The organism is Lysobacter sp. SCRH-1R (genome assembly GCF_057747855.1).
On the sequence record NZ_CM173227.1, the window covers coordinates 2,175,087 to 2,188,224 of the forward strand.

Below are 13,138 nucleotides of genomic sequence, written 5' to 3' on the forward strand. Positions count from 1 at the left end.
CGCAAACGCCCCACTACGCGGAGGAAACGCCATGTTTCGACAGTCACTCCACGGCCATGAACGCAGCCCCATCACACGCGCGTGGCGCCTCGTTACGGCCGCGGCGCTCGGACTGGCGGCAATGGGCAGCGCGTCGGCGCAGGATGGACGAGAGGCGTCGCAATTCGTCCCCATCGCGAACGAACCGCCGGCGGAACTGTCCGTCGAACCGCCGTTGCCCGGACCGCTAGCACGCGGCGCGGCCGTCGTCCCGTACCGGACACGGCACTTCCGGATCCTCCCAATATTCGGCGCGGGCGCGCGGGAGGTGTCGCCACGCGCCGGACACCTTCACGTCGGCGTGGACGATCTGCCATGGCGCTGGGCCGATGCGGGCGGAAACGGTTCGGTGGTCGTGAACGGGCTGCCCGCCGGGCCGCACACGATCCACATCGAACTCGCGCTTCCGGATCACACGGTCGTCGCAGCCGGAGCGGTGCACTTCATCGTGCCGGCATCGGCGCCTTCGCCTCACGGTCCACCGCATGCTTCGAACACGCACTGAGCGGCCAACGCGCGCTCCAGCGTCCCACGTACGCGACGATACGAAACAGGCGCGCGGCGGACATCTCAGGCCGCACGCGCAGCGTTGAATCGAACTCCAGTCATCAGGATCCGCCGACATGAAACTCGCCACCCTCTTGCTCGCGACGGTCGTCGCAGGCGTCACGCCTGCCGACGCCGACGCCGCGCCACCCGCCGAAACCGGATTCGTCCGCCTCGACGAGGACATCACCCTGCGCCACCTCGTCGTACGCAACCCGCGTGCGAAGGGCACCGTGCTGTTCCTGCACGGATTCCCGGAAAGCAGCCTCGCCTTCCGGGACATCGCCATGCGCCTGGGCGACGACTACGAAGTGCACGCGTTCGACTGGCCGGGATACGGGCAGTCCTCGCGTCCTCCGGCGGAGCGTTTCAGCTACGCGCCGGCCGACTACGCGCGCGTTCTCGGCGACTACATCGAGCATGAGCGCATCGACACCGCGAACCTGACGATCTACGCCACCGATATCGGCGCGCTGCCGGCGCTGCTGCTGGCACTGGACAAACCGGAGATCGCGCGACGCATCATCGTCGGCGATTTCGCCCCGTTCGACCGGCCGCACTACATGTACGAGAGCTTGCGCGCCCTCAAGACGCCCACCGGCGCCGGGCCCACGCGCGCGGCGATGAACGCGAACCGCGCGGAGATCCTCGCCAACTTCCATCGCCGCGATCTTCCGTCGGAAGCGCAGTACGAACTGCCTGCCGACTTCGCCAGCGACATCGCGAAGAACTGGAACCGCGACGGGATGACGACCGCCGACGCCTTCGCCCACTACTACGCCCATTTCACCCGCGACCAGCGGCTCTTCGAAGCGAACATCGCCCGCCTGAAGACGCCGGTGCGCGTCGTCTGGGGCGAGCGCGACATCTACATCCGGCCGGACATGGGCAAGGAGTTCGCCGAGAAGGCCGGTTTGGAGTTCGAGGTGCTGCACGGCATCGGCCACTATCCGCACCTGCAGGATTCGCGGCGCACCGCCGAGGAAGTGCGCGCTTCGTTCCGCTGAAATCTGCGCGCGAAGCCGCGTCGGGCCTTCCTCAGTAATCCACCGGATCGCGCATGATCGGACATGTCATGCAGTGCCCGCCGCCGCGTCCGCGACCGAGTTCGGCGCCGACGATGGTGATGACTTCGATGCCGTGCTTGCGCAGCAGCGTGTTCGTGTACGTGTTGCGATCGTACGCGTACACGACGCCGGGCGACGCGCAGACGAGGTTCGCGCCGCTGTCCCACTGCGTACGTTCCTGCTGGTACGTGGTGCCGCCGGTTTCGATCACGCGCAGCGCCTTCAGGCCCAGCGCTTCGGCGACGACGTCGACGAAGGGCCTGCTTTCGCGATGCAGTTCGATGCCGCTGGGATGATCGCTCGGCCGGTACGAGAACGTGCGCACCTGGCTGATGAATTCCGGCGCGAGCAGCACCACGTCGCGATCGGCGAAGGTGAACACCGTGTCCAGGTGCATCGCCGTGCGCATCTTCGGGATCACCGCGACGATCACGCGTTCGGCCGCCTTCTTGGCGAACAGCGTGGCCGCGAGCTGGCTGATCGCCTGCCGCGACGTGCGCTCGCTCATGCCGATGAGCACGTTGCCCCGTCCGATCGGCATGACGTCGCCGCCTTCCAGCGTCGCCAGTCCGTGATCGACCAGCGGATCGCCCCACCACACGTTGACCTTGCCGACGAAGTCCGGGTGGAACTTGTAGATCGCCGTGGCGAGGATGGTTTCCTCGTGGCGCGCGGCCCAGTACAGCGGATTGAGCGTCACGCCGCCGTAGATCCAGCAGGTGGTGTCGCGCGTGTAGAGCGTGTTCGGCAGCGGCTGCAGCAGGTATTCGGTCTGGCCGACGGCTTCGTGCACGATCTTCAGCACGTCGCTGCCGAGCTTCTCCGGGAATTCCTCCACCGACAATCCGCCGATCAGCGTCTCGGCGAGTTCGCGCGATTCCATGCCATCCAGGCAGCTGCGGATCTCGTCGACCAGTTCGAGACCGACCTGGTCCGGCACGATCTGGTTGTCGAGCACCCACTTGCGCGCTTCCGGAATCGCCATCGTGGCGGCGAGCAGGTTGTGCATCTCCACCACGTCGATGCCGCGATCGCGCATCTTCATCACGAAGTCGGCATGGTCGCGCTTGGCGTTGTCCACCCAGAGCACGTCGTCGAACAGCAGGCGCTCGCGGTTGGTCGGCGTGAGGCGCTGGTGCGGACGGCCGGGCGAGCACACCATCACCTTGCGAAGCGTGCCGACTTCCGAATGCACTCCGAACTTCAGGTCTGCGGCGACGGCCATGACCAAGCCTCCTGCTCTCAGATGGTGATGTAGCCCGTGGCGAGCCACCAGATGCCGACGATCGCGCCCAGCAGCGCTGCGCCGAAGATCACCCAGTCGGACACGCGCGTGAACACCGCCACGCCCTGCTCGCGCCGCGCCCACACGTAAAGCGCGGTGCCTGGCGCGTACAGCACCGCCGACAGCACGATGAACTTCAGGCCGCCGGCGAAGAGCAGGAAGATCGTGTAGACCGTTGCCAGCGTCGCGATGAACAGGTCGCGTCCGCGGCGTTCGCCATGCGCGTAACCTTCGCCCCGCCGCGACACCATGAAGCCGTATCCCGCGACCAGCAGCAGCGGGATTAGCGACATCGCGCTGGTGAGATTCAGCATCAGCGCGAACGCGTCGCGCGACCAGTACGTCGTGACGACGATGATTTGCACGACGATGTTCGTCGCCCACAGTGCGCTGGACGGCACCCTGTTCGCGTTCTCCGTCGCGAACACGCGCGGCATGTCGCGGTTGTTCGCGGCGGCGAACAGCACTTCGGCGCAGATCAGCGACCATGCGAGGTACGCGCCGAGCACCGAGATCAGCAGGCCGATGCTCACGAACACCCCGCCCCACGGCCCGACCACGGCCTCCAGCGCCGCCGCCATGGAGGGCTGCCGCATGCCGGCGACGTCGGAACGCTCCAGCACCGCGTACGGCAGCAGCGTCACCAGCACCATCAACGTGGTGACGATGAAGAAACCGGTGATCGTGGCGAAGCCGACGTCCTCGCGCTTGAGCGCGTAACGCGAGTACACGCTCGCGCCCTCGATGCCGAGGAAGACGAACACGGTGACCAGCATCGTCGCGCGTACCTGTTCGAACACGCTGCCGGCGAGCCCGCCGCCGTAGAAGTTGAAGCGGAACATGTCGGCCTTGAACAGGAAGGCCAGGATGACGATGAACACGACGATCGGAATGACCTTGGCGATCGTCACGATCTTGTTGATCGCCGCCGCCTGTTGCACGCCGCGCAGGATCATGAAGTGGAACGCCCAGATGCCGACCGACGCCACCGCGATCGCGATCACCGTGTTTCCGTCGCCGAACACCGGGAAGAACGCGCCCAGCGTGGACTTGATCAGCACCCAGTACGACACGTTGCCGATGCAGCTGCCGATCCAGTAACCGAACGCGGACAGGAAGCCGGGGTAATCGCCGAAGCCTTCCTTCGCATAGGCGAAGACGCCGGCGTCGAGTTCGGGCTTGCGTTCGGCCAGCGCCTGGAAGACACGCGCGAGCATGAACATGCCGGTGCCGGCGATGAGCCACGCGATGACCGCGCCGAGCGGTCCGGTGGCGCCGGCGAAGGTGCGCGGCAGCGAGAAGATGCCGGCGCCGACCATCCCGCCGACCACCATCGCGGTCAGCTGTGCCCGCGACATCTTCTGGGCAGACGCCATGGCGCAACATCCTGTCAAGGCCGCTGGAGGCGCAGCGGAGCCGACGATGGCGTGGTGGCCGTCATGGAGTCGTGAAGGTGGCGTGCACGCACCGGAGGTCTCCAGTGAACGCGGCGACGGTTCGTTAATGCGCGATGCGATGCTTCTTCCCGACGCGTTGACGCGTCGTTAACGCGAACACCCGCCACAGTGCCCGCGCGCGCGACGGACTGGCGCATCGAGCCGGTGCGGCAAGGAGGAGCCATGCGACGTCCCCGCGGATCACCCGCCGTACGGCGCCGCCACCGGCGTCTCGCGGCGTGCATCGCGCTGCTCGCAACCGCCATGACGTCGAATGCGCAGGACGACGCGCTTTCCAGCGCGGAGGAGATGCTCGCGCATTACCAGTACGCGCAAGCGATCGAATTGCTGGAGCCGATGGAACCGACCCGATCCGACGATGCGAGATTCCTGTACCTGCTCGGTCGTGCCGCGCTGGGCACCGGCGATACGGAACGCGCGCGCGTGGCGCTGGAACGCAGCATCGAGCTCGATCCCGGCAGCGCCAGCGCGCATCTCGCGCTGGGTCGCGCATATCACGCACGCGGCGAGCACGCGAACGCGCGCAACCAGTTCGAAGTGGCCCTGCACTTCGAGAACCTGCCCCCCGATCTGCTGACACAGGTACGGATCTACGACGAGGCAGCGCGCCAGGCCCTGGAGGAAGGACGCCGGACCACCGCCTTCGGCTACGCGGCCACGAGCATCGGCCGCTATCGCGTGAATTCCACGCGCGGCACCAACGCGCTGGGCGGCGGCGATCGTCGCGATACCTTCTACAACCTGCGCGTCGGCGGCGGGCTGAGCCACTCGCTCGCCAACGACACCGCACTCGACGCGACGCTCGACTATCGCCATCGGGAATACGACGCCGGATCGCGCGACGACCGCGACCTGCGCTGGAGTTTCGCCGCCAGCCACGGCTTCGACGACAGCCGCCTTTCCGGCGGACTTCGTGGACGCGTGAGTTATCGCGGCAATGGCGACTATCGCAACGACGTCGCCGGCTTCATCGATTACCGGCACAATCTGGACGTAAAGTCGCAACTGACGACTGGGCTGTCCGTGCAGCGCCGGCGTTATCCCCAGGGTCCGCTGCGCGCGCGCAGCCGCACCACCACGATCGCGAACGTCGGCTGGTCACGCTCGTTCAACGATGGCGCGGCGAACTTCGGCATCACCGCGCACGCCGGGCGCAACACCGCGACCTCGCGACCCGATGGCGATTCGGACGTGTTCGGCGCCACCGCGAGCCTGGACTGGACCTTCGGCGACACGCTCGACGCGTTCGTCTACGTGTGGTGGGAGCGCGACGACTACAACACCGACCGCGTGCATTTCCATCCGGACGCGGTGGACGAGGAAGCGATCTTCCGCCGCGAGGACAATCTGTACGAAGGCGGCGCCGGGCTGGTGTGGGCGTTCGCGACGACGTGGACGCTGCGGCCGGAACTGCTCTACATCCGCGACCAGAGCAACGCGGTCGCCTTCAACTACAGCTCGACGGAGGTGTGGCTGAATGTGCGCAAGGATTTCTGAGGCGCTTCCGGCACTCGCCGCATGCGCGTCGCTCGCGCTGCTGTGCGCGTGCGCGCATGCGCCGGTCGATCCGCGCGAGCGCCTGGCGCAGTACCGCGCGAACGCGGGCAGCCCGGTCGCGAGCATCGAATACGTGCGCAACATGCGCTGGCAGGCGCTCGGCGACCAGGCGATGGCGGTGTGGCCACGGCGCGATTCGGGCTTCCTGGTGGAGTTCGCCTCGCCCTGCCCCGGCCTCGGCGAGGCCCGTTCGATCCAGATCACCCGCGCGGAAGGCCGCGTGCGCGCGCGTCAGGATTCGGTGCGCGTGGTTTCGCTGGCCGGCGCGCCGCCGATGCAGCGCGCTCCCTGTCCCATCCTGCTGATCCGGCCCATCGGCGAACCTGCCGGCGACATGCCGGACGGGCTTCGCGGACTCGATCCGTCCGAAGGAACCGCACCATGACAGCACCACGCGCCTGTTCGCGTCCGTTCCGACCGCCCGCGACGCGCGGCGTCTCGCACCGCGCGACCCTGATCGGCATCGCGATCCTCGCGGCGCTGGCGATCCTCATGTTCTCGCTGTTCGACCGCAGGAGCAGCCAGGATGCGCCGCCAGGGGCGCTGATCGAACGCGGGATGTCGCCCGGGCACCGTCTGCTCAACCAGGAAGCCGGCCGCACGCTGCCGGCGAACTCGCCGCGCATCCAGCGCGCCGACGCGTCGATCACCCGCGTGTCCGCGCGATTCGGCACGAGCAAGGACCACGTCGCCGACCTCGCACTGTCCACGCGCAACACCATCGCGAAGCAGCACCCCGAAGACGTGCTCGACGTGCTCGATGCGGCACTGTTCGCGACCGAAGGCATGCCGGCGCGGTCGGTGCCACCGCTGGCGCCGATCCTCGCCGCGTACGCGCAGGCACGCCTCGGCGGCGCAAGTGTGACGGAATCGCGCACGGTCACGCGCTCGTTCGCGCAGCTCGCCGCGAAGGATCGCCCGCCGCGGTAAGCGCGATCAGCGCCGGAACCTGCGTCGCATCGCCGCGATCCGGCCCAGGTACAGCGCGACGAGAACGCCGATGCCGACGATCAGCCACAACGCCGTCACGCGCAGCCATTCCCCGCGTGCGGCGCGCAGGCGTTCGCCGCTGGCGATCCGGATGAGTTCGGCGATGCACGGCGCATCCGCGCGCTCGCGGTCGCGCGTGGCGCCGTAGACGGCGCCCGCGCGACGCTGTTCGGCGACTTCGCCGGAGCGCTGCGCGAGGTGTGCGGCATCGGTGCCTTCGGCCGTGGCTGCGTTGCGGCGGTCCAGTTCGCGTCGCGCCTGCGCGCGGGTGATCGGTGACGCGAGATCCGCACAACTGGCGGCGACGCCGGTGGATTGCGCGGTCGGCCATGCGGGCAAGCGGAACACGGCCACGAGCGCGAGCACGGCGCCGATCGCGATCAACAGCATTCCCCGGTACATGGTGGCCTCCTGGCTTCTGTGGTCATGGATGCGTGGCGGCGCGCCTGGACGGATCGCCCGCGAGCAGCGACGCCCATCGCCGCGCGGCGGGATGGTGCTCGGCGAGCGTCGTCGCCGCGATCAGGATCGGCACGCCGATGAAGGCGCCGGCCACGCCCCACAGCATGCTCCACAGGAACACCGCGAACAGCACCATGAAGGGCGAGATCGACAACTGCTCGCCGGCGATGCGCGGCTCCAGGTAGCTGCCGAGCAGGAACTGCACGAGGTTGAGACCGGCGAAGATCGCCAGCGGGAGCAGCACGCCGTCGAACTGCACGATCGCGAACAGCGTCGGCAGCATCGTCGCGAACAGCGGGCCGAGGAACGGGATGAAGTTCAGCGCGAACGCGATCACGCCCCATTCCAGCGCGAGGTCCACGCCCAGCGCCCAGGTCAGCGCCCACACGCCCAGGCCCGTCGCCAGGCTCATGATCGCGCGTATCGCCATGTAGCGCTGGAACTTCGCCGCCGCCGCGCGACACGCCGCGATGAGCTCGACCTTGCCCGCGTGCACCAGCTTGCGGCGCGTGGCGTCGACTTCCAGCAGGCCGAGGACCACGAACACCAGCGCGATCACGACGAAGCTCGCGAGGTACTGCAGCCCGGCGCCGAGGCGTTGCAGCGCCGCGAACAGCCAGCGCGGATCGAAGTTGTGCACGAACTCGCTGACCAGGTACAGCCCATGCGCCTGCAGCCATGCATCCATGTGCAGGTATTGCGCCTGGAAACCGGCGGCATTGGCGATCGCCCACTGCATCGCACGGTTGAGCCCCCACAGCACCAGGCTCGCCATCGCGATCGTCGCCACGCCCGTCGCCGCCACGGTGAGGAACATCGCGAGCACGCGCGGCACCACGCGCTCCATCGCGTGCTGCAGGGGGAAGACGATGGCGATGATGAAGATCGAGAAGCACACCGGCGCGAACAACGCGCGCCCGAGGTACAACGCCAGCAGGATCACCAGCGCCGCGCTGATGCCGAGCAGCGTCGCGATGGGCGTGGAGGTGCGGGGCGCGCGCATGCGGGCGTGGTCAGAACGCGGCTTCGAGGTACGCGTAGAGGTAGTTCGAACCGCCATCCACGGTGCCGAGCAGCTGCGAACTGGCGAAGATGCCCGAACGGTGCGAGACGGCGAAGCCGAAGTACACGTCGTGCCAGCGCCTGTTGCCGAACAGATCGCCCAGGCTCACGTCGATGCTCGGCTCCAGGTAGTTCAGCAGCTTGGACGTGTTGCGCTCGCGCGCCGCCTGGGTGACGACTTCCGAGTACGGCACGCGTTCGGCATAGGACACGCCGATGCCGAAACCCACGCGCGTGGTCACGCGGTGGCTCCATGGAAATCCGTACCAGAAACCCTTCATGTACGCGTCGAGCTGCCATCCGTCCGGCTGGCGGCCTTTCTCGTCGTGGCGCAGTACGCCCACGTAGCCGATGATGTCGAGCGGCCAGCCGTTGAGGCGCGACACGAACGGCCGGCCCACGTGCACGCCCCAGATGTCGGTCGGATCCTCGTCGTTGAGGCTCACGCACTGCAGCGTCATGATGCGCACGAGGTGGCAACCATCGCCCGTGTCGCGACCGTAGAACACCTTCACGTAGGTGGGCGCGGCGTCCTCGTCCCAGCGCACCTGGCCGTTGCCGAAGTCGTAGGCGGCGCCGGCCATCACGCCCCATTGCAGGTCGTCGTCGACCACGGGGCTGTCGCGGATTTCCGACGAAAGCCGCGTGACGTACGCGCCGCCGATCAGGCTCCAGTGCTGGAGGATGCGGTACTTGCCGTACAGCGCCAGGGTCGCGTTCCAGCCGGCTCCCGCGTCGTAGGACGGGCGATCCGGCAACGCATCGATCGGGGACACGCCGTAGTAGTAGTCGTTGAGATCGCCGCTGCGCCATGACGCGAGCGCGACCGGTTGCAGCCGCCAGCGTTCGCCTTCGATCGTGTAGGCGTAGGCGGCGCGCGCTTCGGTGCCGTGCGAGAGCCCGGCGATGTCGTGGCGCACGCTCACGTCCCAGCGCGACGCGCCGTGCTTCACGTAGAAGCGCGCGCCCAGGTCCGCACCGGTGTTGCGCACTTCCATGCCTTCCAGCGACAGCGGCAGTTCGTCTTCCGGATAGCCTTCCAGGCGCCGTTCGACGAAGCCTTCGAACCCCATCGTGTCGTTGCGCCACAGGCGCATGCCGGCTTCGTTCGCGCGCAGGAAGAAGCGCTCGCCTTCGTACAGATAGAGCGGAAGGAAGTCGTCGCGCGTGCCGCCATCGCGATACGGCGAGGACTCCGCGCGCACCATGAAACCCAGGCCCGCGCTGCCCTCTTCCTCCAGCACGGTGCCCATCCACGCATCCTGCGCCGATGCATCGGACGCGATGACGAACAGGCTCGCGCCGAGCGCCGCAGCGAGCATGCGGCAACGCAACGCGACACGAGCGCGCGGCACGCGCGCCGGGCGGCGGGACATCGCGGGCACCCTCATGGCATCGTCCTCCTGGACGCCGCGGCACGGCGTGCGCCGCGCTCCCTGCGCACCATCGCCGGTTTTCGTCGATGCGGCGTGGGCACCGCGTGAAACCCGCGTCACATGGCGTGCATGCCGTCACGACGACTTCACCCTCATTTCACCGCGTCGGGAGTAAGCCGACTGCGCGTAATCGCTCATGGAGCCGGCAGCGCCGGTAACGACCAGGGAGGCACCCCATGAAACGCGAGATGATCCATGCGACGTTGGTCGCGCTCGGGCTGGCGCTCGCCGCGGGCTGCGCGACGCACACCACGCCTTCGACCTTCAACCGCTCCGAAGTGGGCGCGGCCCGCACCGTCGAATGGGGCACGGTGCGCGGACTGCGCGACGTCGCCATCCAGAACGATTCGCGCGGCATCGCCACCGCCACCGGCGCGGCGCTCGGCGGCATCGCGGGCAGCACCATCGGCAGCGGCACGCGTGCGAACACCGCCGGTGCGGTCGCGGGCGCCGTGGCCGGCGGCGCGGCGGGCAACGCGATGGCGCGCGGCAGCCGCGCGGGCGTGGAGATCACCGTCGAACTGGATTCGGGCCGCACGATCGCGGTCACGCAGGACGGCACCAGTCGCGATTACCGCGTCGGCGATCGCGTGCAGGTGTCGTCCGACGGAACGACCACGCGCGTCACGCGCTGATCGTCCGCGCCGATTCATTCGCGCGGATCCTGACCTCCGGCCACATGACGCGGCCAGAGCGGCACGCGTCGAACGGGACTTTCCATCGCGCAAGGGATGCCAGCGACATGAAGCCTCACGCCCTCCTCCTGCCGCTGTTCGCGGCCGTCATCGCCGCCTGCTCGACCGGACCGACCCTGTCCACCCAGGACCGCCTCGCGCTGTATCGCCAGCATGCCGGCGCGCCGGTGATGTCGTTCCGCCTGGAACGCATGACCGGCACGCAGCAGTGGACGCCGCTGGGCGACCAGGCGCTTGCGGTCTGGTCCAGCGCCAATCGCGGCCATCTGATCGAGTTGCGCAACCGGTGTCCGGCGATGATGTCGGCGGGCGGCATCTCGATCACCAATTCGCTCGGCCAGGTCACCGCGCGCATGGACAGCGTGGTCCCGCGCAGCCCCGCCGCGTCGCGCCTTTCGTGCCGCATCGACACGATCCGCCCGATCGACGGACGCTCGCTGCGCGATGCCAAGCGCGAACTGCGCGAGGCGCAGATCGTCGATCGCAGCACGGCGCCCCCGGAACCGGAACCGCCGCAATCCTGACGCGCGGCGCTCAGCCGCCGCCCTCGTCCTCGTCGCGCGCGAGTTCCGCCGCACGGCGCTCGTCGAGCACGCGCGCCAATCGCGTGAGATCCCGTGGCGACCAGTCGTCGATGCCCGCGACCTCGCGCCATGCGGCCACGTAGTGCGAAGGCGCGTACACGTGGCCGAACCCCATGGGCGTCTCGTCGGCCAGCGTCATGTCGAGCACCAGCTGCATGGTCGAAACGACCGGATACCAGCGCATCTGTGGCGCGACGTCCGGCCCGCGCACCGGATACAGCCAGTCCGGCGTGCGGAACAGATCGCGATGATCGAAGAAGGTGATCGCATCGCTGGCGTATTGCAGGTAGACCACCCGCATCGGCCCCCAGGGGGCGTCGGAAGGCACCGGCGAGCCGTGCTGGTTCATGAAGCGCACGAAGCGGCCGTCGCGGAATTCCGGCCGCCACGCGGGGGAGCCGGGATTGCGCATCGCCGTGAGCCTGCGCCATTGCCGCGCGGCGAACGGCGGGCCGCTCCACAGCGCGCCCTGCGGCGGATCGCCGAGCACGTCGAACAGCTCCAGCGAACGTTCGGAGTTCATCGCGCCCAGGCTCAGACCGTGCAGGTACAGCTTCGGCCGCGCCTGCGGCGGCAGCGTGCGCCAGTACGCGTACACGGCCTCGAACAGCGCCTGCGAGCTTTCCTCGCCGTATTCGGGCTCGATCATCAGCGACAACGGGCTGGACAGGTACGAGTACTGCATCGCGACGCTGGCGATGTCGCCGCGGTACAGGTATTCGACGGGTTCGATCGCGGCCGGATCGATCCAGCCGGTGCCGGTCGGCGTGATCACGATGAGCGCGCTGCGCGAGAAACCGCCGACGCGGCGGAGTTCGGCGAGCGCCAGTTGCGCGCGCTCCGTCGCGGAATTCGCCGACGGCAAACCGGCGTATACGCGTAACGGCGTCTGCGCCGGTTCGCCGGCGAGCGTTGCGACGTCCGCGGCGTCCGGTGCGCTGGAGACGAAGCGCCGGCCCATGCGCCCGAGGTTTTCCCATGCGATCAACGATTGCGGGCTGCCGGTGCGGTATGCCTCCTGCGGCGGCGCGGTGTCGGGCGGGATCAGCGCATCGGCCTGGCGGAACGACGAGTCGATCACCTGCAACGCGATGCGCAGCACGACGTTGTTGCTGAGCACGATCACCAGCGCGAGCACCGCCGACACGCCGAGCACGCCGGCCATGCGTCGCGGCAGCACCATGCCGAGCGAGCGCGAGAACCACGCCGCGAGGAAACCGAACACGCGCGCCGCGCCGAGCAGCACGCCGAAGGCGAGCGCCGCCGCGAGCGCGACGATGATCGAATCGACGCCCTCCTCCGGCGCCAGGCCGAACACCGCACGCACCTGGTTCTGCCAGTGCGGCGCGCGCCACAGCGCCCACAGCACCGCGAGCGCGCACAGCGCGTGCGACGTGCGTAGCACGTGTCGTGGCGTACGGCCGCGCGCGGGCGGGATTTCCAGGTACTCCCACAACCAGCGGGCGAACACGCCGATGGCATACCCGGTGGCGAAACCGGCGCCGGCCAGCACCCCCTGCATCGCGGGCGTGCGCGGGATCAGGCTCGGCGTGAGCGAGGCGACGAGGAACAGCGAGCCGACGACGACGCCAACCGGGGACAGCGGCGCCGGCAGTCGCGCGAGGGCCGCGAGGTGTCGGTGCCGTTCGCCTTCGATCGCCGCGCCATGGATGTTCGCCTCGCGCATGGCACTCGCGCGCGCTTCAGTGGGCGTCGGGGGTGTTCGTGCGGATCGCCCCGTTCTCCGGCGCGTGCGTGGGGGCGAGGTTCGCGGACCATGCCTGTCGCATCACCATCGCTCCCTGCGGGGACGGGCGAGGATAGGTGTACGTGGCGTGACGGTTCCGTGATAGCGGATGCGTTCGCGACCCACGAGGACGAGGGGCGCATCGGTGGGATCATGCCGGGCGGCAGCAGCACGCACTTGATGCCACGAACAACGCGTCGATGGACGCATG

At 68.6% G+C, this 13,138-nt stretch carries 13 protein-coding genes; 7 read left to right on the forward strand and 6 right to left on the reverse strand.

What is annotated here, in order from left to right; genetic code table 11:
* Nucleotides 1-31 precede the first annotated feature (31 nt).
* Entirely contained in the window at nucleotides 32-544 is a 513-nt protein-coding gene (locus AC3ANK_RS09740; protein WP_484171026.1) for a DUF6130 family protein, read from the forward strand.
* A 118-nt stretch (nucleotides 545-662) separates the two neighbouring features.
* Entirely contained in the window at nucleotides 663-1,592 is a 930-nt protein-coding gene (locus AC3ANK_RS09745) for an alpha/beta fold hydrolase (RefSeq protein ID WP_484171027.1), read from the forward strand.
* A 31-nt stretch (nucleotides 1,593-1,623) separates the two neighbouring features.
* On the opposite strand, the gene AC3ANK_RS09750 is transcribed toward AC3ANK_RS09745, so the two are convergent.
* Complete coding sequence (locus AC3ANK_RS09750) at nucleotides 1,624-2,877, reverse strand: arginine deiminase (RefSeq protein WP_206860620.1); 1,254 nt, start codon at nucleotides 2,875-2,877, stop codon at nucleotides 1,624-1,626.
* Between the two features lie 17 nt (nucleotides 2,878-2,894).
* Nucleotides 2,895-4,313 carry a basic amino acid/polyamine antiporter gene (locus AC3ANK_RS09755; RefSeq protein ID WP_484171028.1) on the reverse strand — a complete coding sequence of 473 codons (1,419 nt, stop codon included), beginning with the start codon at nucleotides 4,311-4,313 and terminating at the stop codon, nucleotides 2,895-2,897.
* Between the two features lie 324 nt (nucleotides 4,314-4,637).
* Between AC3ANK_RS09755 and AC3ANK_RS09760 the strand changes: the two genes are divergently transcribed.
* From AC3ANK_RS09760 to AC3ANK_RS09770, 3 genes are read left to right on the forward strand one after another with little or no spacing between them, the layout of a single operon-like run.
* Complete coding sequence (locus AC3ANK_RS09760) at nucleotides 4,638-5,891, forward strand: tetratricopeptide repeat protein (RefSeq protein WP_484171029.1); 1,254 nt, start codon at nucleotides 4,638-4,640, stop codon at nucleotides 5,889-5,891.
* Complete coding sequence (locus AC3ANK_RS09765) at nucleotides 5,872-6,336, forward strand: DUF6491 family protein (protein ID WP_484171030.1); 465 nt, start codon at nucleotides 5,872-5,874, stop codon at nucleotides 6,334-6,336. Before AC3ANK_RS09760 ends, AC3ANK_RS09765 begins: the two co-directional genes overlap by 20 nt.
* Nucleotides 6,333-6,881 carry a hypothetical protein gene (locus AC3ANK_RS09770; RefSeq protein ID WP_484171031.1) on the forward strand — a complete coding sequence of 183 codons (549 nt, stop codon included), beginning with the start codon at nucleotides 6,333-6,335 and terminating at the stop codon, nucleotides 6,879-6,881. The genes AC3ANK_RS09765 and AC3ANK_RS09770 overlap by 4 nt, the downstream gene beginning before the upstream one ends.
* 6 nt (nucleotides 6,882-6,887) lie before the next feature.
* On the opposite strand, the gene AC3ANK_RS09775 is transcribed toward AC3ANK_RS09770, so the two are convergent.
* Genes AC3ANK_RS09775 through AC3ANK_RS09785 form a run of 3 tightly spaced genes read right to left on the reverse strand, consistent with a single transcriptional unit; the run spans nucleotide 6,888 to nucleotide 9,841 of the window.
* The gene (locus tag AC3ANK_RS09775; RefSeq protein WP_484171032.1) at nucleotides 6,888-7,343 is read right to left on the reverse strand and encodes a hypothetical protein; all 456 of its coding nucleotides are present in this window, start codon (nucleotides 7,341-7,343) and stop codon (nucleotides 6,888-6,890) included.
* Between the two features lie 22 nt (nucleotides 7,344-7,365).
* Nucleotides 7,366-8,406, reverse strand: coding sequence for an AI-2E family transporter (locus AC3ANK_RS09780; protein ID WP_484171033.1), 1,041 nt, complete (start codon nucleotides 8,404-8,406; stop codon nucleotides 7,366-7,368).
* A gap of 10 nt (nucleotides 8,407-8,416) precedes the next feature.
* A complete protein-coding gene (locus tag AC3ANK_RS09785) occupies nucleotides 8,417-9,841 on the reverse strand; it encodes a MipA/OmpV family protein (protein WP_484171034.1) in 1,425 nt (474 codons plus the stop codon).
* Between the two features lie 236 nt (nucleotides 9,842-10,077).
* On the opposite strand from AC3ANK_RS09785, the gene AC3ANK_RS09790 reads away from it, so the two are divergent.
* A complete protein-coding gene (locus tag AC3ANK_RS09790) occupies nucleotides 10,078-10,536 on the forward strand; it encodes an outer membrane lipoprotein (protein WP_484171035.1) in 459 nt (152 codons plus the stop codon).
* Nucleotides 10,537-10,643: 107 nt separating this feature from the next.
* The gene (locus tag AC3ANK_RS09795; RefSeq protein ID WP_206860629.1) at nucleotides 10,644-11,120 is read left to right on the forward strand and encodes a DUF6491 family protein; all 477 of its coding nucleotides are present in this window, start codon (nucleotides 10,644-10,646) and stop codon (nucleotides 11,118-11,120) included.
* Between the two features lie 10 nt (nucleotides 11,121-11,130).
* Here AC3ANK_RS09795 and AC3ANK_RS09800 read toward each other — a convergent pair whose 3' ends face one another.
* Nucleotides 11,131-12,867 (reverse strand): alpha/beta hydrolase, encoded by a 1,737-nt coding sequence (locus tag AC3ANK_RS09800; RefSeq protein WP_484171036.1) that lies wholly within the window; start codon nucleotides 12,865-12,867, stop codon nucleotides 11,131-11,133.
* Nucleotides 12,868-13,138: the final 271 nt, after the last annotated feature.